The organism is Hydrogenophaga sp. Root209 (assembly GCF_001428625.1).
Lineage (GTDB): Bacteria > Pseudomonadota > Gammaproteobacteria > Burkholderiales > Burkholderiaceae_C > Hydrogenophaga.
The window spans coordinates 157,176-177,559 of sequence record NZ_LMIE01000031.1 but is presented as its reverse complement, the minus strand read 5'-3'; the positions used below and the strand labels follow the sequence as shown (position 1 = coordinate 177,559).

Annotated in this window: 22 protein-coding genes; 12 read left to right on the top strand and 10 right to left on the bottom strand. The window is 65.9% G+C overall.

The annotated features are described in order from the left end of the window. Positions 1-87: 87 nt before the first annotated feature. The 7 genes from ASE11_RS19330 to ASE11_RS19300 all read left to right on the top strand — a co-directional run bounded on the left by ASE11_RS19330 (position 88) and on the right by ASE11_RS19300 (position 7,610). A complete protein-coding gene (locus tag ASE11_RS19330; protein ID WP_056275331.1) occupies positions 88-1,569 on the top strand; it encodes a sigma-54 interaction domain-containing protein in 1,482 nt (493 codons plus the stop codon). Between the two features lie 162 nt (positions 1,570-1,731). Beyond that, positions 1,732-2,940 carry a substrate-binding domain-containing protein gene (locus ASE11_RS19325; protein ID WP_056275328.1) on the top strand — a complete coding sequence of 403 codons (1,209 nt, stop codon included), beginning with the start codon at positions 1,732-1,734 and terminating at the stop codon, positions 2,938-2,940. A gap of 140 nt (positions 2,941-3,080) precedes the next feature. Beyond that, complete coding sequence (locus ASE11_RS19320; RefSeq protein WP_056275325.1) at positions 3,081-3,833, top strand: ABC transporter ATP-binding protein; 753 nt, start codon at positions 3,081-3,083, stop codon at positions 3,831-3,833. Positions 3,834-3,918: 85 nt separating this feature from the next. Further along, positions 3,919-4,653, top strand: a complete 735-nt coding sequence (locus ASE11_RS19315) for an ABC transporter ATP-binding protein (protein ID WP_056275322.1) — start codon at positions 3,919-3,921, stop codon at positions 4,651-4,653. Further along, on the top strand, positions 4,650-5,639 hold the full coding sequence (locus ASE11_RS19310; RefSeq protein WP_056275319.1) for a branched-chain amino acid ABC transporter permease: 990 nt from the start codon (positions 4,650-4,652) through the stop codon (positions 5,637-5,639). Before ASE11_RS19315 ends, ASE11_RS19310 begins: the two co-directional genes overlap by 4 nt. 10 nt (positions 5,640-5,649) lie before the next feature. Further along, positions 5,650-6,750, top strand: a complete 1,101-nt coding sequence (locus ASE11_RS19305) for a branched-chain amino acid ABC transporter permease (protein ID WP_056275316.1) — start codon at positions 5,650-5,652, stop codon at positions 6,748-6,750. Then, positions 6,747-7,610, top strand: a complete 864-nt coding sequence (locus tag ASE11_RS19300) for an alpha/beta fold hydrolase (RefSeq protein WP_056275312.1) — start codon at positions 6,747-6,749, stop codon at positions 7,608-7,610. Before ASE11_RS19305 ends, ASE11_RS19300 begins: the two co-directional genes overlap by 4 nt. Before the next feature lie 28 nt (positions 7,611-7,638). On the opposite strand, the gene ASE11_RS19295 is transcribed toward ASE11_RS19300, so the two are convergent. Both ASE11_RS19295 and hemH read right to left on the bottom strand, forming a co-directional pair. Then, positions 7,639-7,989, bottom strand: coding sequence for a DUF2200 domain-containing protein (locus ASE11_RS19295; RefSeq protein WP_056276376.1), 351 nt, complete (start codon positions 7,987-7,989; stop codon positions 7,639-7,641). A gap of 24 nt (positions 7,990-8,013) precedes the next feature. Next, entirely contained in the window at positions 8,014-9,105 is a 1,092-nt protein-coding gene (gene hemH / locus ASE11_RS19290) for a ferrochelatase (RefSeq protein WP_056275309.1), read from the bottom strand. A gap of 19 nt (positions 9,106-9,124) precedes the next feature. On the opposite strand from hemH, the gene ASE11_RS19285 reads away from it, so the two are divergent. After that, positions 9,125-9,862, top strand: a complete 738-nt coding sequence (locus ASE11_RS19285) for an HAD family hydrolase (RefSeq protein ID WP_056275306.1) — start codon at positions 9,125-9,127, stop codon at positions 9,860-9,862. A gap of 26 nt (positions 9,863-9,888) precedes the next feature. Next, positions 9,889-10,539 carry a glutathione S-transferase family protein gene (locus tag ASE11_RS19280; RefSeq protein WP_056275304.1) on the top strand — a complete coding sequence of 217 codons (651 nt, stop codon included), beginning with the start codon at positions 9,889-9,891 and terminating at the stop codon, positions 10,537-10,539. A 10-nt stretch (positions 10,540-10,549) separates the two neighbouring features. Here ASE11_RS19280 and ASE11_RS19275 read toward each other — a convergent pair whose 3' ends face one another. The 4 genes from ASE11_RS19275 to ASE11_RS19260 all read right to left on the bottom strand — a co-directional run bounded on the left by ASE11_RS19275 (position 10,550) and on the right by ASE11_RS19260 (position 14,020). Then, entirely contained in the window at positions 10,550-11,011 is a 462-nt protein-coding gene (locus tag ASE11_RS19275) for an SH3 domain-containing protein (protein ID WP_056276373.1), read from the bottom strand. Positions 11,012-11,105: 94 nt separating this feature from the next. Beyond that, the gene (gene hpnE, locus ASE11_RS19270; RefSeq protein WP_056275300.1) at positions 11,106-12,446 is read right to left on the bottom strand and encodes a hydroxysqualene dehydroxylase HpnE; all 1,341 of its coding nucleotides are present in this window, start codon (positions 12,444-12,446) and stop codon (positions 11,106-11,108) included. An 88-nt stretch (positions 12,447-12,534) separates the two neighbouring features. Continuing rightward, the gene (hpnD, locus tag ASE11_RS19265) at positions 12,535-13,401 is read right to left on the bottom strand and encodes a presqualene diphosphate synthase HpnD (protein ID WP_056276370.1); all 867 of its coding nucleotides are present in this window, start codon (positions 13,399-13,401) and stop codon (positions 12,535-12,537) included. Positions 13,402-13,531: 130 nt separating this feature from the next. Next, on the bottom strand, positions 13,532-14,020 hold the full coding sequence (locus ASE11_RS19260) for a hemerythrin domain-containing protein (protein WP_056275298.1): 489 nt from the start codon (positions 14,018-14,020) through the stop codon (positions 13,532-13,534). A gap of 135 nt (positions 14,021-14,155) precedes the next feature. Between ASE11_RS19260 and ASE11_RS19255 the strand changes: the two genes are divergently transcribed. The 3 genes from ASE11_RS19255 (at position 14,156) to ASE11_RS19245 (ending at position 16,479) form a co-directional block, all read left to right on the top strand. Then, entirely contained in the window at positions 14,156-14,950 is a 795-nt protein-coding gene (locus ASE11_RS19255) for a Crp/Fnr family transcriptional regulator (protein WP_235501367.1), read from the top strand. Positions 14,951-15,129: 179 nt separating this feature from the next. After that, positions 15,130-15,963, top strand: a complete 834-nt coding sequence (locus ASE11_RS19250; protein ID WP_082585871.1) for a Crp/Fnr family transcriptional regulator — start codon at positions 15,130-15,132, stop codon at positions 15,961-15,963. A gap of 72 nt (positions 15,964-16,035) precedes the next feature. Then, positions 16,036-16,479 carry a PRC-barrel domain-containing protein gene (locus ASE11_RS19245; RefSeq protein ID WP_082585870.1) on the top strand — a complete coding sequence of 148 codons (444 nt, stop codon included), beginning with the start codon at positions 16,036-16,038 and terminating at the stop codon, positions 16,477-16,479. A gap of 37 nt (positions 16,480-16,516) precedes the next feature. Here ASE11_RS19245 and ASE11_RS19240 read toward each other — a convergent pair whose 3' ends face one another. Genes ASE11_RS19240 through ASE11_RS19225 form a run of 4 tightly spaced genes read right to left on the bottom strand, consistent with a single transcriptional unit; the run spans position 16,517 to position 20,384 of the window. Then, positions 16,517-17,605, bottom strand: a complete 1,089-nt coding sequence (locus ASE11_RS19240) for a sulfate/molybdate ABC transporter ATP-binding protein (protein ID WP_056275294.1) — start codon at positions 17,603-17,605, stop codon at positions 16,517-16,519. Then, the gene (cysW, locus tag ASE11_RS19235) at positions 17,602-18,492 is read right to left on the bottom strand and encodes a sulfate ABC transporter permease subunit CysW (RefSeq protein WP_056275290.1); all 891 of its coding nucleotides are present in this window, start codon (positions 18,490-18,492) and stop codon (positions 17,602-17,604) included. Before cysW ends, ASE11_RS19240 begins: the two co-directional genes overlap by 4 nt. Then, on the bottom strand, positions 18,489-19,385 hold the full coding sequence (gene cysT / locus ASE11_RS19230; RefSeq protein WP_056275286.1) for a sulfate ABC transporter permease subunit CysT: 897 nt from the start codon (positions 19,383-19,385) through the stop codon (positions 18,489-18,491). The genes cysW and cysT overlap by 4 nt, the downstream gene beginning before the upstream one ends. After that, on the bottom strand, positions 19,386-20,384 hold the full coding sequence (locus ASE11_RS19225) for a sulfate ABC transporter substrate-binding protein (protein ID WP_056275283.1): 999 nt from the start codon (positions 20,382-20,384) through the stop codon (positions 19,386-19,388).

Below are 20,384 nucleotides of genomic sequence, written 5' to 3'. Positions count from 1 at the left end.
GGGACATTCGCGGAGCCGTGCCCCGTGGCCGCCGATGACCGGGCCAGCCGGAGGAAACCTGATACCCACCAGGGGTACCATCCAGCCATGATCCGGGACAACCGCCTGCCGCGCGACGCGCAAAGCATTCTTGAACTGGCCGCGAGGTCGATGTTCGATCTGTTTGCCAACGCCAGCGAAGGCATGATGCTGGTGGACCGCGACGCGCGCGTGGTCTGGATCAACGACCAGTACCGCCGCTTCCTGCCCGCGCTGGGCTTCGAGCGCGAGGAGGACTTTGTGGGCCACCCCGTCTCGCGCGTGGTGCAGAACACGCAGATGCACCAGGTGCTGGCCACCGGCAAACCCATTCTCATCGACCTCTTGACCAACAAGGCCGGCACCTTCGTGGTCAGCCGCATCCCGCTGCGCGACGACGCGGGGGAAGTCATCGGCGTGCTGGGCATCGTGCTGTTCGACCACCCCGAGACCACGCTGCAGCCGCTCATCAGCAAGTTTGCGCGGCTGGAGCAGGACCTGAGCGATGCGCGCCGCGAACTCGCCAGCCAGCGCCGCACCAAGTACACCTTTGCCAGCTTCGTGGGCAGCAGCGCCGCCGCACTCGAGGTGAAGCGCCAGGCGCGCCGCGCGGCGCAGTCGGCCAGCCCGGTGCTGCTGCTGGGCGAGACCGGCACCGGCAAGGAGCTGCTCGCGCACGCGATCCACGCCGCCTCACCACGCGCGGGCCGCCCGTTCGTGAGCGTGAACATGGCGGCCGTGCCCGATACCTTGCTGGAGGCCGAGTTCTTCGGCGTGGCCCCAGGCGCCTACACCGGTGCCGACAAGAAGGGCCGCGACGGCAAGTTCAAACTGGCCGACGGCGGCACGCTGTTCCTCGACGAACTCGGCGACATGCCGATGTCGGTGCAGGTCAAGCTGCTGCGCGCGCTGCAGGAAGGCGAGATCGAGCCACTGGGCTCGAACAAGCTGGTGCATTTCGACGTGCGCGTGGTCGCGGCCACCTCGCGCGACCTGCAGCAGATGGTGCGTGAAGGCAGCTTTCGCGAAGACCTCTACTACCGGCTCAACGTGTTGCCGATCCGCGTGCCACCGCTGCGCGAGCGGCAGGATGACATCGCGCTGCTGATCGAGGCCCTGTGCGAGGACATCGCCGCGCGCGGCGGTGGCGCGCAGCTGGAGCTCACTGCTGATGCGCAAGCCCTGCTGGCCGCGCAACCCTGGCGCGGCAACATCCGCGAGCTGCGCAACGTGCTGGAGCAGCTCGCGTTGCGCAGCGACACGCATCACATCGCGGGCGCCCAGGTGGGCATGGTGTTGCAGGAAGCGGGTCTGCCCGCGCTGGCACCGGCCGCTGCCGTGCGCGCGCCGCAGCGCGCTGCCCCGGGTGACGCTCTGCGCCCCTTGCCCGAGCAGATTGCCGAGCTGGAACACCGGGCGATTGCCCAAGCGCTGACGCACACCGGTGGCAACCGCACGGCGGCGGCCAAGCTGCTCGGCATCTCGCGCGCCAGCCTGTACGACCGCCTCACCGCCATGGGGCTTGTGTCTGATATTCAGACGGTTGACTGAATATCAGACAGATCAATTCGATTCTTGCGTCTGAAAATCAGACGTAGCAGGCATGCCGGCTGAAAAAAGTCAGCGAAATCAAGGGTCTTCTGAACTGGCACGAAGCCTGCAATGTCTGCGCACGGCGCAAGCTGTGAATCGTTCAAAACCAGGAGACAAGACATGACAAATCCCACCCGCCGCCTGGCGGTCATCGCGCTCGCCTGCACCGCCGCATTCGGCTCCTCGACGGCCATGGCGCAGGCCGGCAAGGGCGAGATCCGCATTGCCCACATCCACAGCAAGACCGGCCCGCTCGAGGCCTACGCCAAGCAGACCCAGGCCGGCCTGATGATGGGTCTGAGCTATGCCACCGGCGGCACCATGATGGTGGCCGGCAAGAAGATCGTGGTGATCGAGAAGGACGACCAGGGCAAGCCCGACGTGGGCAAGAGCCTGCTGGCCGCGGCCTACGCCGACGACAAGGTCGACCTGGCCATTGGCCCGACGGCATCGCCCGTGGCGCTGGCCATGCTGCCGGTGGCCGAGGAGTACAAGAAGATCCTGCTGGTCGAGCCCGCCGTGGCCGACTCGATCACCGGTGACAAGTGGAACAAATACATCTTCCGCACCGGGCGCAACAGCAGCCAGGACGCCGCCGCCAACGCCGTGGCGCTGGACCAACCCGGCAATGTGGTCGCCTTGCTCGCCAACGACAACGCCTTCGGCCGCGACGGTGTGAAGGCCACCAAGGACTTCATCAAGAAGGCCAAGATCGTTCACGAGGAATACCTGCCCGTGGGCACGACCGACTTCACCGCCGGCCTGCTGCGCATCGTCGACAAACTCAAGGACCAGCCCGGCACCAAGTACATCTCGGTGGGCTGGTCGGGTGCTCCCACGCCGTTCAGCAAGATTGCTGAAATGGATCTGGAAAAACGCTACGGCATCAAGCTGGCCACGGGCGGCAACATCCTGCCGGCGATGGTGGCCTACAAGCAGTTCCCCGGCATGGAAGGCGCGCTGTACTACTACTTCGGCATCCCCAAGAACCCGGTGAACGACGCCATGGTGGCCGAGCACTACAAGCAGTACAAGACACCACCAGACTTCTTCACCGCGGGCGGTTTCTCTGCCGCGATGGCGGTGGTGACGGCGCTGAAGAAAACCAACGGCGATACCAACACCGAGAAGCTCATCAGCACCATGGAAGGCATGAGCTTCGACACGCCCAAGGGCAAGATGACCTTCCGCAAGGAAGACCACCAGGCCATGCAGAGCATGTACCACTTCAAGATCAAGGTGGACCCGGCGTTTGCGTGGGGTGTGCCTGAGCTGGTGCGGGAAATCAAGCCTGAAGATCTGGCGATACCCATCCGCAACAAGCGCTGATTCTTTTCCGCGGCGCCCATCACACCCGTTCGCCCTGAGCTTGTCGAAGGGCCTCCATGTGTGGATGGGCTTCGACAGGCTCAGCCCGAACGGTGGGTGGGTGGATTTCTCACCGATACGCGCCCCGGCGCAGTTCTTCCATGCTTGAAACCCAAGACCTCACGGTCCGCTTTGGCGGGCACGTGGCGGTGAATGCTGTCTCCTGCGCTTTCGCGCCGGGCACGCTCACCGCCATCGTCGGCCCCAATGGCGCCGGCAAGACGACCTACTTCAACCTGATCTCTGGCCAGATCAAGGCCAGCGCGGGCAGCGTGCGCCTGGGTGGGCACGACATCTCGTCACTCGGCGCACCGGCGCGCGCGCAGGCCGGGCTGGGCCGGGCCTTCCAGCTCACCAATTTGTTTCCCAACCTCACGGTGCAGGAGAACGTGCGCCTGGCGGTGCAGGCCAAGGCCAGGGCGGGCCTCAATCTCTGGCGCATCTGGAGCGACCGGCGAGACCTGCTGCAGCGCGCTGACGAGGTGCTGGAGACGGTGGCCCTGGCCGACAAGCGCGATGCGCTGGCCAGCAGCCTGCCGCACGGCGACCAGCGCAAGCTGGAGGTCGGCATCCTGATGGCGCTGGAGCCGCAGGTGTTCATGTTCGACGAGCCCACGGCCGGCATGAGCGTGGACGAGGTCCCGGTGATCCTGAACCTGATCCGCCAGCTCAAGAACGACAAGACCAAAACCATCCTGCTGGTCGAACACAAGATGGACGTGGTGCGCGAACTCTCGGACCGAATCATCGTGCTGCACAACGGCGAACTGGTGGCCGATGGCGACCCCGCCACCGTGATCGCCTCGCCCGTGGTGCAGCAGGCCTACCTCGGCATCAACCCCGAAACCGTATGAGCCCCCACGTTCATCACTTCGTGTATTCACTGCCCCCCAAGGGGGCGCGCGCCTCCCTTGGGGCGGCCCGGCGGGAGTCCCATCCATGAGCAATTTTCTGACCTTGAGCGGCGTGCACACCCACATCGGCGCGTACCACATCCTGCACGGCGTGGACCTGGCCGTGCCCGAGGGCCAGCTCACCATGCTGCTGGGCCGCAACGGCGCGGGCAAGACCACCACGCTGCGCACCATCATGGGCCTGTGGCACGCCAGCCAGGGCAAGGTGGTGCTCGACGGCGTCGACATCACGAAGCAGCCCACACCCGACACCGCGCAGAGCGGCGTGGCCTACGTGCCCGAGAGCATGGGCATCTTTTCCGACCTCTCGGTGCGCGAGAACATGCTGCTGGCCGCGCGCGGCGCGCGCACGCTGGACGACATCGACACCGTGCGGCTCGAATGGATTTTCGGCCTGTTCCCTGCCATCAAGAAGTTCTGGCTGCACCCCGCCGGCAAACTGAGCGGCGGGCAGAAGCAGATGCTGGCGGTCTCGCGCGCGATCGTCGAGCCGCGCCGCCTGCTGTTGATCGATGAACCCAGCAAGGGCCTGGCGCCCGCGATCATCCAGAACATGATCGCGGCCTTTCGCGAACTCAAGGCCGCCAGGACCACCATCCTGCTGGTCGAACAGAACTTCAACTTCGCGCGCCAGCTCGGCGACACCGTGGCCGTCATGGACGACGGGCGCGTGGTGCACAGCGGGTCCATGGCCGAGCTCGCGGCAGACGAGAACATGCAATCCAGGCTGCTCGGCCTCTCCCTCGGAGCACACCAATGACACTTCTCAAAGCCGACTTCGACTGGAAGCCGCTCGCGTTGGTGCCGGCGCTGGCGCTGATTGCACTGCCCGCCGTGGGCAGCGGCTCCACCTGGCTCACGCTCACCGTGGCGGGTCTGGCCATGGGCATGATCATCTTCATCATCGCCTCGGGCCTCACGCTGGTGTTCGGCCTCATGGACGTGCTCAACTTCGGCCACGGCGTGTTCATCGCGCTTGGCGCCTTCGTGGCCACCACCGTGCTGGCCAGCATGGGCAGCTACACCACGGCCGACAGCCTCTGGCTCAACCTGGTGGCGCTGCTGCCCGCGATGCTGGTGGCCATGGCGGTGGCGGGTGCGCTGGGCTGGGTGTTCGAGCGGCTCATCATTCGCCCGGTCTACGGCATGCACCTCAAGCAGATCCTCATCACCATGGGCGGCATGATCATTGGTGAAGAAATGATCAAGGTCGTCTGGGGCCCCGAGCAGATCGCGCTGCCATTGCCCGAGAGCCTGCGCGGCTCCTTCATTTTCGGCGACGCGGCGGTGGAGAAGTACCGCCTGCTCGCGGTGCTGGTGGGCGCCGCGGTGTTCGCCGCGATGGTGTGGACGCTCAACCGCACCAAGGTCGGCCTGCTGGTGCGCGCCGGCGTGCAGGACCGCGAGATGGTCGAGTCGCTCGGCTACCGCATCCGCCAGCTCTTCATCGGCGTGTTCGTGGTGGGCAGTGCGCTCGCGGGCCTGGGCGGTGTGATGTGGGGCCTCTACCAGCAGACCGTCACGCCGCAGATGGGCGCGCAGGTCAACGTGTTGATCTTCATCGTCATCATCATCGGCGGCCTGGGCTCCACGCTGGGCGCGCTGATCGGCGCGCTGCTGGTGGGCCTGATGGCCAACTACACCGGCTTCCTGGTGCCCAAGGTCGCGCTGTTTTCCAACATCGCGCTGATGGTGGCGATTCTCTTGTGGCGGCCACAAGGTGTTTACCCGGTCACGAACCGATAAGGAGCCGACCATGATTTCCCGTCTCCTGTCCAACGACCTGCCGCGCAGCCGCTGGCTCACCGCCTTGCTGATCGTGCTGTTCCTCGGCCTGGCCTTCGCGCCCTTCCTGTTCCCCGGCGTGAAAGCGCTCAACGTCGCAGCCAAGGTGCTGATCTTCGTGGCGCTGGTGGCCAGCTTTGATTTGCTGCTGGGCTACACCGGCATCGTGAGCTTTGCGCACACCATGTTCTTCGGCATCGGTGCCTATGGCGTGGCGATCGCGCTCAATTCGGTGGAGCAGGCGAGCTGGGGCGCGTTGGCCGTGGGTGTGGTCTGCGCGCTGCTGATCTCGCTCGTGCTGTCGCTGCTCATCGGCCTGTTTTCGTTGCGCGTGAAGGCGATCTTTTTCGCCATGATCACGCTGGCCGTGGCCTCGGCCTTCCTCACGCTGGCCTCGCAGTTGTCGGACTTCACCGGTGGCGAAGACGGCCTGAGTTTTCGCGTGCCCGAGCTGCTCTCGCCCGGCTTCATGCTGCGCGAGGAGCCCCTGGTGACACCGCTGGGCGAGGTCGATCTGAATGGCCGCCTGATCACCTACTACCTGATCTTCGTGGCGGTGACGGCGATTTTCCTGACCATCCTGCGCATCGTGAATTCACCGTTCGGCCGCGTGCTGCAAGCCATTCGAGAGAACGACTTTCGCGCCGAGGCGCTGGGTTATCGCACGGTGGTCTATCGCACGCTGTCCAACGTGCTCTCGGCGTCGTTCGCCACGCTCGCGGGCTGCCTGCTGGCGATCTGGCTGCGCTACAACGGGCCCGACACCTCGCTCTCGTTCGAGATCATGCTGGACATCCTGCTCATCGTCGTGATCGGCGGCATGGGCACGCTGTATGGCGCGCTGATCGGCAGCGTCCTGTTCCTGGTGGCACAGAGTTACCTGCAGGACCTGCTGCGCGTCGCGGGCCAGGCCACCGAAGGTATTCCGTTGCTGCCCGCGCTGCTCACGCCCGACCGCTGGCTGCTCTGGCTGGGCGTGCTGTTCGTGCTCTCGGTCTACTACTTTCCCACCGGCATCGTGGGCAAGCTGCGCGAGCGCGCCGCGCTGGCGCGGCTGAAAGGCACGCCATGAACCGCGCCGCCGTCACCCCACGCTCGCGCTACATCATCTGCGAAGGGCGGGAGATCCATTTCATGGACTGGGAGCCTGAGGCCCCCGCGGGCCCGGTCGTGGTGGCCTGGCACGGCCTGGCGCGCACCGGGCGCGACATGGACCCTTTGGCTGCGCACCTCAGTGCGCAGGGCTGGCGCGTCATCTGTCCCGACACCATTGGTCGCGGCCTGAGCCAGTGGAGCCCGAAGCCCGAGTCCGAGTACTGCCTGGACTTCTACAGCCGCATCGCCACATCGCTGGTGGACCAGCTCGCGCTCAAGCGCTTCCACTGGGTGGGCACCTCCATGGGCGGCGCCATCGGCATGGTGTGCGCGGCCGGCCCGCTGCACGGGCGCATCGAGCGCCTGGTGCTCAACGACATTGGCCCCAAGACCGCGGACGCGGCCATTGCGCGCATCCGCAGCTACGCCGGCAACCCGGCCGCCTTCGACACGGTGGGCGAGCTGCAGCGGTACTTCCGCACCATCTACCAGCCGTATGGCTACTTGAGCGATGCCCAGTGGACGCTGCTCACCGAGAGTTCCACGCGTCGCCTGCCCGATGGCCGCGTGACGCCGCACTACGACCCGGCCATGGTGCAACAGTTCACCCACCACCCCACCGACTACGAACTGTGGCCGACCTACGACCGCATCGACGTGCCGGTGCTGTGCCTGCGCGGTGCCGATTCCGATCTGCTGTTGGCTGACACGGCGGAGGCCATGCGTGACCGTGGACCGCGCGCGCTGGTGGTGACGATGGCTGGCTGCGGGCATGCACCGGCTTTGAACGTGCCCGAGCAGTTCGAGCTGGTGCAGCGGTTTCTGGCGGGGCACTGAGCGCGCTGCTGTCCGGTCACCATTGGCACTACGTCCGCAGAATCTTCTCCATCTTCCTGCCCTTCGCCAGCTCGTCGATCAGCTTGTCGAGGTAACGGATTCGCTGCATCAACGGATCCTCGACTTCCTCCACGCGCACACCGCAGACGACGCCCTTGATCAATGAGGTGTTCGGGTGCATCGCCGGGGCTTGCGCGAAGAAGGTTTCAAAGTCGTTGCCCCGTTCGATCTGCCGCTCCAGCCCCGCCCGGTCGTAGCCTGTCAACCAGCGGATGATCTCGTCGACTTCCTCTTTCGTTCGGTTCTTGCGCACCGCCTTCTGAACGTACAGCGGATAGACCTTTGAAAATGCTGTCTTGAAAATGGAGTGGGTTGGCATCGTCATCGCTCCCGCGAACCACAGTCAGTCTTTCGCCCCCAACGCCAGCGCCCGCTCGCGGCTGCCTTGCAACTCCATCGGGCTGTCCGCAGTCTTCGTGGGCCAGCCTTGCAGGTGCTGCTCGGCCACGTCGGTGAGCGCGCGGATCCACTCGGGCTGATCGTTGAGGCAGGGGATGTACTGGAAGTTGCTGCCACCCGCGTGCAGGAAGGCTTCACGCGCTTCCATGTTGATCTCTTCCAGCGTTTCAAGGCAGTCGCTGGTGAAGCCGGGGCAGACCACGTCCACGCTCTTCAAGCCCTTCTGCGCCAGATCGATCAGCGTGGGCTCGGTGTAGGGCTCCAGCCACTTGGCCTTGCCGAAGCGCGACTGGAAGGTGACCTTGTAGCGTTCTTTCGCCAACCCCAACTGCTCGGCCAGCAGGCGCGCGGTCTTGTGGCACTCGCAGTGGTAGGGGTCGCCCAGCTGCAGCGTGCGCTCAGGCACGCCGTGAAAGCTCATCACCAGCTGCTCGCACTGGCCGTGTGCCGCCCAGTGCGCGCGAATGGACTTGGCCAGTGCCTGGATGTAGCCGGGATGGTCGTGATAGCGGTTGATGAAGCGCAGCTCGGGCAGGTTGCGCACCTTGGCCGCCCAGTTCATCACGCCGTCCACCACGCTGGCCGTGGTGGTGGCGCTGTACTGTGGGTAGGCCGGCAGCACCAGCACGCGCGTCACGCCCTCGGCCTTGAGTTCGTCCATCACCGAAGCAATGGAGGGGTTGCCATAGCGCATGGCGTAGCGCACGGTCACCTGGTGGCCGCGCTCACCCAGGTAGCCTCGCAGCAGCGTGGCCTGGCGTTCGGTCCACACCTTCAGCGGCGAGCCCTCGGGCATCCATATACCGGCGTACTTGGCGGCCGATTTTTTGGGCCGCACGCGCAGGATGATGCCGTGCAGGATCAGCATCCAGACAAGCCGCGGTATTTCCACGACGCGCTGATCGCTCAGGAATTCGGCCAGGTAGCGGCGCAGGGCGGGGGCGGTGGGTTCGTCGGGGGTGCCCAGGTTGCACAGCAATACAGCGGTGCGAGCCGGCTGGCCGTGTTGGTAGGGCGGTTCGGTGTTGAAGGGCATGCGCTATTCTCACGCAAGCATGAAAACCCCCACGAGTACAGCCCTGCCGCCCGCGCCTTTCGCGCTGGACCCCGCCCGCATCCGCGCCATCAGCATCGATCTGGACGACACACTCTGGCCGATCTGGCCCACCATCGAGCGCGCCGAAGCCATGCTGGCCCGCTGGCTCAGCCAGCATGCGCCGGCCACCGCCCAGCTCTACGCCACGCCAGGCGCTCTGCGTGAGGCCCGCAACCACTTGCAGACCCTGCGACCCGACCTGGCCCACGACCTCAGCGCGCTGCGCCGCGAGTCGATTCGCCACGTGTTGCAACGTGCTGGAGACGACCCCGCGCTGGCCGAGCCCGCGTTCGACGTGTTCTTTGACGAGCGCCAGCGCGTGCAGTTGTTCGAAGACGCCATGCCCGCACTGGAATGGCTGAGCACCCGCTTTCCGGTGGTGGCCGTGTCCAACGGCAATGCCGATGTGCACCGCGTGGGTCTGGGGAACCACTTTCACGCTGCCTTCAGCGCCCGTGAATTCGGCGTGGGCAAACCCGATCCACGCATCTTCCATGCAGCCGCCGATGCCGCCGGTGTGGACGCCGCCGAGGTGCTGCACATCGGTGACGACGCGCGCCTGGATGTGTTGGGTGCCCTGGGCGCCGGCATGCAGGTGGCCTGGGTCAACCGCACGGGCATGGCCTGGGAGCACGCACCCGTGCAGCCGCACACCACCGTTGCCGACCTGATGGCCCTGTGCCGACAGATCGGTTGATCCCTTTTCCCCCCGCAGCGTTCGACATGAGCCTCACGATCTACGGCATTCCCGCGTCCCGCGCCGTGCGCCCTTTGTGGGCCGCCACCGAACTCGGACTGAACTACCACCACGAGAAGCTGGCCTACCAGGGCGGAGGCACGCGCACGCCGGAGTTCCTGGCCATCAACCCCAATGGTCACGTGCCGGCCATCGTCGATGCGAGGCCAGAGGGCGATGTGGTGGTGTGGGAGAGCATGGCTTGTGCGCTGTACATCGCACGCCACCACGGACCAGCGGACGGCGTGAGCATCACACCCGCCACGCCGCGCGAAGACGCCGAGGCCTTGCGCTGGAGCTTCTGGGCCGTGACGGAAACCGAGGCCGACGCGTTGACCGTGCTGATGCACCGCTTGGCGATGCCCGAGGAGCGGCGCAAGCCCGAGATGGCCAACGCCGCCGAGCGCCGCCTGGCGGTGCCGCTGCGCGTGATCGAACAGCACCTGCAAAAACAGAAGGATGCGGGCGAGGCCTTTCTTGCGGCCGCGCGGTTCACCGTGGCCGATGTCTGTGCAGCCAGTGTGCTCAACTGGGCCCGCCCCTCGCAGTCGCTGATGGCCGCCCACCCACTCACGCACGACTGGATCCTGCGCTGCATGGCGCGGCCAGCCTATGTTCAGGTGCGCGAGTTCGGTTGAGCGTCGGTTTTCAGAAGCCCCAGAGCAGCCGTTTCGCGATCCAGCCGCCCACGCCCTCGCTGCGCTCCACGCGCACCCAGTCGGCGCGCTTCTCGCGGGTGCGCAGCAACTCGCCGTATTCGACCTTGCCCACGATGCGGTGCTGCGTGCCAGGTCCGCTGCGCACGTTGGCCACTTTGGACTTGACGATATGGTGCGGTGTGTTGCCCGTGAGTGAGCGTGCCACCCAGCCGGTGTCGCCCTCGAAGTCGCGCACCCGCAGCCAGCGGCCCTTGCGCTGGGTGATCTGCAGCGGATAGCCTCGTTTCAGCTCCCACAGCACGGCGGTGTGGGTGCCAGGCCCTTCGCGCATGTTCAGCGTGCTGCCTTTGACGCTGACCATGTTCCGTGCGTTGGCCGTCGTGTTGAACAGCGCCGCGAGGCACAGGCCGGTTGCAATCAGCAGGGTTCGGGTGAGGCTGGTTCGGGTCATCAGCGGGGGTTCCTTGGTGGGAGGTTGAGAAAAATCCATCTGGTGGGAACGCCCGGCTTTGCAGAGGTTCCCCACGGGTGCTTTTTTTGTCGGCTCAGGCGTTGGCCAGGCGGGCCGCCGCCACGCCGCTGCGCACGGCGCCTTCGAGCGTGGCGGGGTAGGGCCCCTGTACATAGTCGCCCGCGGCATACAGCCCGGGGGCCATCACCGCGCCGGGGCGCTCCAGACTGGGCGTGCAGGCGAACGTTGCGCGCTTCTCCACCACACTGAGAAGTGGCTGCAGTGGCCAGCCGAGTTGACGTTCGCCCTGTTGCAACACGCGCGCCTGCAGGTCGTCGCGCTCACCGTTGCTGGCACTGACCACGAAGGCCAGCACGCCTTGCGCGGCCGCATCGGTCGGGCTGAGCTGCCCCCGGTCGAACACGAACTGCGCCGGCGCGGCATGGGCGTGCGGCTCGGCGCGCAAGGCCAGCATGGGCGCAGGCAGCCGCGCGCCCGCGGCATGGGCGTAGACCGTGGTGATGGCGGTGAACTCGAGCGCGTGCGCCGACAAAGCCCAACTGGCCAGGGCTTCGTTGTCATCGGCGTGGGCGAGCAGGGTCTGCGCGGCCACGCTGGCCGGCGTGGCCCAGATCACGCGATCGAATGCCTCATCCACGCCATCACCCGTCAGTTGCCACCGACCCGCATGGGCCAGCAGCCCGGTGATGCGCGCGCCCGTTCGAAGGCGTGTTGTCTCGCCATGGTGGCTTTGCAGCCAATGCGCCGCCGCTGCGGGAAACAGGCTGGTGAGATCGGTGCGTGGCAGCAGCAGGCTCGATGCGTTGAAGCCAGCCGCGCCTCGGCCGAACAGGGCGTCGCGCATGACGTTCAGAAAGACGGCCGCACTGGCATGCGCAGAAGGGAGGTTGAGCGCCGAGACGCACAGCGGTTCGATCAGCTCCTGCACCACGCGGTCAGGCAAGGACTCGCACAGTTCCTCGACGGTGAGCGTGGGCGTGCAACGGAAGCCCGCAAGCTGCCAGCCCAGCGACGCACGGATCAGCGCCAGGCGCTCGCCCCAGCGCCATCCGCGCGCGGTGGCGATGGCCGCCAGTGCGTCCAGCGGAGCAGGCCAGCGCGTCGCCCAGGCCGGGGTCTGCAGGCCCGTGCCGTCGGGGTAGGGCAGCGAGAGCGGCAGTGCCATCAGCACCTGCGGCAGGTTCAGCCCCACGCGCTGCATCAAGGCCAGCGTCTCGCTGTAGGCACCGATCAGGATGTGTTGGCCGTTGTCCAGCGTGATGGGTGTGCCGTCGGGTTTCTCGGTGGTCAGCGCGCGGGCGCGTCCACCCAAGGTGCGCGTGGCTTCGAACACGGTGACGTCGAGCCCCAACGATGCGGCTTCGACCGCCGCGGCCATGCCGGCCCAGCCTGCGCCGACGACGGCGAGCTTCACAGCCGACCCGCCGCCGGGCCGCCCCAAGGCGGGTCCGCCCCCTCGGGGGGCAGCGACCCGCGCCAGCGGTGGAGCGTGGGGGCAATCCTCATAGCCTGCCGAGGGCTTGCACTTTCCAGGCGAGCCAGAATTTGCGCAACGGTGTGAGGCTGACCCGCTGGGTCAACACCAGCAACGGATCGGCAGCGATCTCCTGCAGCAGGGTGCGGTAGATGCTGGCCATCATCAGGCCCGGCTTCTGGGCGCGGCGGTCGGCCGCGGGCAGCAGGGCCAGGGCGTCGTCGTAGGTCTGCAGTGCGCGGGTGCACTGGAACTGCATGAGTGCGGTGAAGCGGCGCTTGAAATCGGCTTCGTCGGTGCCGGGTGCAGCTCCACGTTGAAGCAGCTCGTGTGCCTTCACGTTGAAGCTCTGCAGTTCGTTGACCGGCAGGTAGATGCGCCCGCGCGCGGCATCTTCACCCACGTCGCGCACGATGTTGGTGAGCTGAAACGCCAGGCCCAGCCGGTGCGCGTACTCGGTGGTCTGCAACTGCGTCTGGCCGAAGATGCGCGCGGCCACTTCACCCACCACGCCGGCCACCAGGTGGCAGTAGCGTTGCAGGTTGGCGAAATCGAGGTAGCGGTTCTGCTCCAGGTCCATCTGGCAGCCGTCGATCACGGCGTTCAGGTGCCGGGCTTCGATGGCGTAGGTGTGGCTCAGGGGCATGAGCGCGCGCATCACCGGGTGGGTGGGTGAGCCGGCAAACGATTGCGCCACCTCGCGCCGCCACCAGGCCAGCTTGGTTTGTGCCACGGTGGGGTCGCTGACCTCGTCCACCACGTCGTCGACCTCGCGGCAGAAGGCATAGAAGGCGGTGATCGCGGCGCGCCGCTCGGCTGGCAGGAACAGGAAGGCGTAGTAGAAGCTGCTGCCGGAGGCGGCTGCTTTTTGCTGGACGTAGTCTTGAGGGGTCATGGGCACGTTTTTCTGACAAGTGTACGTACCCATGCCGGGGTTGCCCTGTGCCGGGGCTGGCAGGTTTGTCAACGCTCATGACACCGCGTGGTCCAGGCCTGGACGCTGGAGATGCGCAGTGGCTGCCGGTTCAGGGGTGTTGCGCGATCAGTTCGGCCTTGCGCCGGGCCATGCGGTCCCCGAGCTCCACCAGGTCAATGCGGGACTCCCTGACCCGTGGCAGCATGTTCTCGCGCAAGGTCGACACGTGCTGCTTCACCTCTTCGGCCAGCACCTGGATGGGGGCGTCGACCTCCTCGGCCACGGGATCCAGGCTCTTGATGTGGGCCACGAGTGCCTTCATGGTGTCATGTTGCGGTGTGGCCTGTGGCATCACCGCCTCGACCGCCGGGTAGAAGATTTCTTCCTTGACCTGCGCGTGCACCACCACGGTGGCGCAGATGCGCTCCACCAGGAAACGCTTGTTGTTCACCGAGCGTGTGTTTTCGAACGCCGTGAACATCTGCTGCAATTCGGCGTGTTCGGCCGCGATCCTGGAAATGGCATCGGGCGTGGGCCGGCTGGGTGGCGCCCGTTTGGCCAGGCGTTCCCGGAGGTGGGCTCTTTGATCGGTGTTCATGGGCCGACCGTAAGGCCCCCACTTGTTGGGGTCTGTGCGCTGTCGAACACAATGCAACCCGGTACATTCACTGCGACGCCGGTGCTCAGCCGATCGGCTGTTTTTGACCCCACAGTCTCCCAACAGAAGCAATTCATGCCCACATCCGCTGTCAGTCCAGCGCCCGAGGTCGATTGGCCCGACCAGGCACCCGCCACCGCCATGCGCTGCACCGAATGCCCGTTGCGGGCCTTGCCGCTGTTTGTGGAGCACACCCCTGAAGAGCTGGAACTCGTGCAGTCGCTCAAGCGCCGTGCGCTGCGGGTGGAGGCCAACGAGACGCTGATCCACGAAGGCCAGACCGATGCGCCGCTCTACACCCTGCTGCAAGGCTGGGCCTTCCGCTACAAGACCTTGAGCGACGGGCGGCGCCAGATACTGAGCTTCCTGCTCGCCGGTGATTTCATTGGTGTGCAGCAGAAGATGGGCGATGCCGCCGCGCACGGCGTGGGCACGCTCACATCGGCCAGCTTCTGCGTGTTCCAGCGCGACGCGCTGTGGGAGATCCACCGCCGCTCGCCCACCATGGGCTTCAACGTGACCTGGCTCACAGCGCACGAGGAGTCGCTGGTGGACGACACGCTGCTGTCGGTGGGGCGGCGCAGCGCCGAAGAACGCATCGCCAGCACATTGATCCTGCTGTTCAAGCGCGCGGCCGCGCTGCAGCAAGACAAGGGCGCGGGCGGCGTGGTCTTTCCCCTGACCCAGCAGCACATTGCCGACGCGCTGGGCCTGTCGCTGGTGCACACCAACAAGACCCTGCGCAAGCTGGAGAAGCGCGGCCTGCACCAGATCAAGGATGGCCGCTTGTTCCTGCGCGATGTGAAGGCGCTCGCGCGCCTGGCTGATCTGTACGGCGACGGGAATCCGCCCCCGCGACCACTGGTCTGAGGGCGGTGCGCGGGTGGGGCGGCGCCCTCCGGGATGTAACCGATTGACAAGTTATGTAAAGCGCAATGGGTATGTGTCTTTCGACATGGAAACCGCATATGTATCAACCTACATTGCGTCTCTGACCGGGGCGCGGAGATCTTTCACTGCGCTCAATGACAACCATGAGGCGCATGCAAATGACATCTTCTGCCGTTTCCCACCGTGAAAAAAACCAGTTGCTCGCGGCCATGCCGTTCGAAGACTGGCGTTACATCGAATCCCACCTCGAGTGGGTCGAGATGCCTGCCTGCAGCACCTTGTTTGAAGCAGGCACCAGCTTGCGCCATGTGTACTTTCCGACCACCGCCGTTGTCTCGCTGGTTTCCACGATGCTGGACGGCGCCACGGTGGAAGTGGCTGCGGTGGGCAGCGAAGGCATGGTGGGTGTGGATGCTTTCATGGGCAGCAGCAACGCCAACAACGGCACCACCGCCAGCGGCACCGTGATGGCCCAGAACACGGCCCTGGTGAGTCGGGGCGGTCACGGCTATCGCATGAGCGCGCAGTCCATCGCGCACCACGCCAAGCGCTCGGAACAGGTGATGCACCACCTGCTCAACTACACCCGCACGCTGTTCCAGCACATGTCGCAGACCTCGGCCTGCAACCGCCACCATTCGCTCGACCAGCAACTCGCGCGCTGGTTGCTGGTGCACCTGGAGCGCCAGCCAGACGACGAACTGCACATCACGCAGGAGCGCATTGCCAGCATGTTGGGGGTGCGCCGAGAAGGCGTGACCGGTGGGGCGCTGCGCCTGCAGAAAGCCGGGGTGATCCGCTATGGCCGCGGGCAGATGTCGGTGCTGGACCGGGCTGGCCTGGAAAACCACAGCTGCGAATGCCACGGCGTGATTCGCGAGGCCTACGACCGCCTGAAAAACGACGCGGTGCTGCAGGCCAAACCGGCCCAGGTGAGCTCTGGCGCAGTGCCCGGTACCTGCTCGCTGGATCGCGGCACCGCCCACGTCTGAGGTGCGCCGGCGCACAGACCCGGCGCCGTACTTTTGTCAGCATGGCTTCTGGTCATCGAACCGAGAACTGCCATGCACGACGAAACACTTGAAGAACCCGTCCTCCACGCCACCGCGACCCGCCGTGGTGAGATTGCCCCTCGCCAGGGTCCGGGCCCCCGGCTCATGGGCGCCAGCACCTTGATCGGCAACGATGTCTTCAATGATCGCGATGAAGACCTGGGCGAGATCCGGGAAATCATGCTCGACATGCACACCGGGCAGGTGGACTACGCAGTGCTGTCGTTCGGCGGATTTCTCGGTGTGGGCGAAAAGCTGTTTGCCGTGCCGTGGGCGGCGCTGGAGCTGGACACCACCAGCCGGTGCTTCGTGCTGCGCGTGAGCAAGGCGCGCCTGGAGAGCGCGCCGGGCTTTGACAAACAGCACTGGCCCGACATGGCCGACCCCGAATGGGAGAAGGACGTGCACGAGTTCTACGGCACGCAACCGGATGCGTTCACCGAGGGAGGCCGCTGATCCTGCGCCCTGTGCGCCTTGTCGGGCGGTCTGCGGATCAGGTGGCGTGGGGATGCAGGAATACGCGCGCTTTTCTGGGCGCGACCACCACGGTGTCGCCTTCCTGGATGCCGAGCTCCTTGAAGCGCTCGGCCGACAGGTGGGCTTCAATCAGCGTGGGTTTCTCGCCGTTGGCGGGCGCCTCCAGGGGCAGGAGTTCGAGGCGGGCGATTGGCCCCACCACGACGGCACGGTCCAGCTTGACAACCATGCCGCTGAGCCCCGCGGCGTAGGGCAATACATCCAGTTCGTGCGGACGCACGTAGGCGAAGGCCCTGGCGTCCTTCGCGCCGGCGTGTTCGGGCGATGCAATCGACACGCCCTCCAGATGCATCTGGCCTTCGTGCGCGCGGCCGTGAAAGAGGTTCACGTCACCCAGAAAGCCATACACGAAGGGGCTGGCCGGTCGGTCCCACACTTCCTGCGGGGCGCCCACCTGCTCCACATGGCCCTGGTTCATCAGCACCACGCGGTCGGCCACTTCAAGCGCCTCTTCCTGGTCGTGCGTGACGAACACGCTGGTCACGTGCAGCTCGTCGTGCAGGCGGCGCAGCCAGCGGCGCAGTTCCTTGCGCACCTTGGCATCGAGCGCGCCGAAGGGTTCGTCGAGCAGCAGCACCTTGGGTTCGACCGCGAGCGCGCGCGCCAGGGCGATGCGCTGGCGCTGGCCGCCCGAGAGTTGCGAGGGGTAGCGGTCGGCCAGCCAGTCGAGCTGCACCAGCGTGAGCAGGTCGTGCACCTTGGCCTTGATCTGCGCGTCGCTCGGGCGCTCGCCGCGCGGCTTCACGCGCAGGCCGAAGGCCACGTTTTCCAGCACGGTCATGTGGCGGAACAGCGCGTAGTGCTGGAACACGAAGCCCACGTTGCGCTCGCGCACGTGCACGTCGGTGGTGTCTTCGCCGCTGAACAGGATGTTGCCGGTGTCCGGCGTCTCCAGCCCGGCGATGATGCGCAGCAGCGTGGTCTTGCCGCAGCCCGACGGGCCGAGCAGCGCAAGCAGTTCGCCTGAGTGGATGTCGAGGTTGACGTTGTTCAGCGCCTGGAAGGTGCCGAAGTGTTTGTTGATGTTGCGGATTTCAATGCTCATGAGGTTTGTCCCAGCAAGGGGTTGACGGCTTGCGTGGGCCGCTCAGGTGGCAGCTCGGCCAGCGCCTTCATTTCACGCTCCATCTTCCATTCGGCGACCGACTTGATCACCAGCGTGACCAGGGCCAGCAGGGCCAGCAGCGAGGCCACGGCAAACGCCGCCACCGACTGGTATTCGTTGTAGAGGATCTCCACGTGCAGCGGCATCGTGTTGGTCTGGCCGCGGATGTGGCCCGAGACCACCGAGACCGCGCCGAACTCGCCCATGGCGCGTGCGTTGCACAGGATGACCCCGTAGATCAGGCCCCACTTGATGTTGGGCAGGGTCACATACCAGAAGGTCTGCCAGCCCGAGGCGCCGAGCACGATCGCGGCCTGCTCTTCGTCGTTGCCTTGTGCCTGCATCAGCGGAATGAGTTCGCGCGCGATGAAGGGGAAGGTGACGAAGATGGTGGCCAGGATGATGCCGGGCACGGCGAACACGATCTTGATGTCGTGCTCCGCGAGCCAGGGGCCCAGCCAGCCCTGCGCGCCGAACACCAGCACGTAGATCAGGCCCGCGACCACCGGCGACACCGAGAACGGCAGGTCGATCAGCGTGGTCAGGAAGGACTTGCCGCGGAACTCGTACTTGGCCACGGCCCAGGCCGCGGCCACGCCGAACGCGAGGTTCAGCGGCACGGCGACCAGCGCGGTGATGAAGGTCAGGCGGATGGCGGACCAGGCGTCCGGGTCTTTCAGCGCTTCCCAGTAGGCTGCAAAGCCTTTGCGCAGCGCTTCGGTGAACACCGCGGCCAGCGGCAGCACCAGGAACAGGAACATGAAGACCAGCGCGATGCCGATCAGCGTGCGGCGAACCCAGGGTGCTTCGGTGCGTGCAACGCTCATGCCATCACCCCGCCGGAGCGCTTGCGTTGCCAGGTCTGCAGGCCATTGATGAGCAGCAGCAGCACGAAGGAGATGGAGAGCATCACGGTGGCCACGGCGGTGGCGCCGGCATAGTCGTATTGCTCGAGCTTGCTGATGATGATCAGCGGCGTGATCTCGGAGATCATGGGCATGTTGCCGGCGATGAAGATGACCGAACCGTATTCACCCACCGCGCGCGCAAACGCCATGGCAAAGCCGGTGAGCAGGGCGGGGGCGATGCTGGGAAAGATCACGCGGCTGAAGGTCTGCCAGCGCGTGGCGCCCAGGCAGGTGGCGGCTTCTTCCAGTTCCTTCTCGGTGTCTTCGAGCACCGGCTGCACCGTGCGCACCACGAAGGGCAGGCCGATGAAGATGAGCGCGATCACCACCCCATTGGGGTTGAAGGCCAGCTGCAGGCCGAGGGGTTCGGTGTATTGGCCGATCCAGCCATTGCCGGCGAGGATGGCGGTGAGCGAAATGCCGGCCACAGCGGTGGGCAGCGCAAAGGGCAGGTCCACCAGCGCATCAACAATCTTCTTGCCCGGAAAGCTGTAGCGCACCAGCACCCAGGCCACCAGCAGGCCGAAGAAGGCGTTGATCAGCGCGGCGATCAGCGAGGCGCCGAAGGTGAGCTTGTACGAGGCCAGCACGCGCGGCGCGGTGACGGCGTCCCAAAACTGTGGCCAGGTGAGGGTGAAGGTCTTGAAGATCAGTGCCGAGAGCGGGATCAACACGATCAGGCTCAGGTAGAAGACCGTGAAGCCCAGCGTGATGTTGAAACCCGGCAGCACACGGCGCGTGGCGCGCCGGGGCAGGGGAACTCCGTGCGGGGCAGCGGCGCCGGGCAGCACGGCAGAGGGAGCCGACGCCATTTATTTACCGACGGTGTAGATTTTGTCGAACTGGCCACCGTCGTTGAAGTGCACCTTCTGGGCTTCAGCCAGCGAGCCGAAGTACTGCTCGACGCTGAACAGCTTGATCGGCTTGAAGGCGGTGGCGTACTTCTTGAGCACGGCTTCGTTGCGCGGGCGGATGTTGTGTTTGGCTGCGATCTCCTGGCCTTCGGGGCTGTAGAGGAAGTCGAGGTAGGCCTTGGCGTCGACGGCAGAGCCCTTCTTGTTCACGGTGCGCTCGACGATGGCCACCGGGTTCTCCGCCACGATGGAGATGCTGGGGTGGATGGCATCGACCTTGCCGGCGCCGAACTCGTTGTTGACCGACACGACCTCGGACTCGAAGGTGATCAGCAAGTCGCCGATGTTGCGTTGCAGGAAGGTGCCCGTGGCGTCGCGGCCACCTCGCGCGAGCACCGGCACGTTCTTGTAGAGCTTGCTCACGAACTCGGCGGCCTGCTCGTCGGTGCCGCCCTTGGCGCGGATGTGTCCCCAGGCTGCGAGGTAGGCATACCGGCCGTTGCCACCGGTCTTCGGGTTGACCACCACCACCTGCACGCCGGGCTTGATCAGGTCGTCCCAGTCCTTGATGCCCTTGGGGTTGCCGTTGCGCACCAGGAACAGCATGGTGGACGTGGTGGGCGCGGCGTTGTTCGGGAAGCGCTTGGTCCAGTCGGCTGCGACCACGCCCTTGTCGGCGAGGAACTGCACATCGGTGGTGGTGTTGAAGGTCACCACGTCGGCCTCCAGGCCGTCGGCCACGGCGCGCGCCTGCGCGCTGGAGCCGGCGTGCGACTGGTCGACCTTGATGTCCTTGCCGGTGGATTTCTTGTAGCTCGCGGCGAAGGCCACGTTGATGTCCTTGTAGAACTCGCGCGCCACGTCGTACGAGACGTTGAGCAGCGTGGTCTGGGCGGATGCCAGCGCGGACGTGGAGAGGGCGACGGCGGCCAGGGCCGCGCGCAGTGTGTTGTTCAT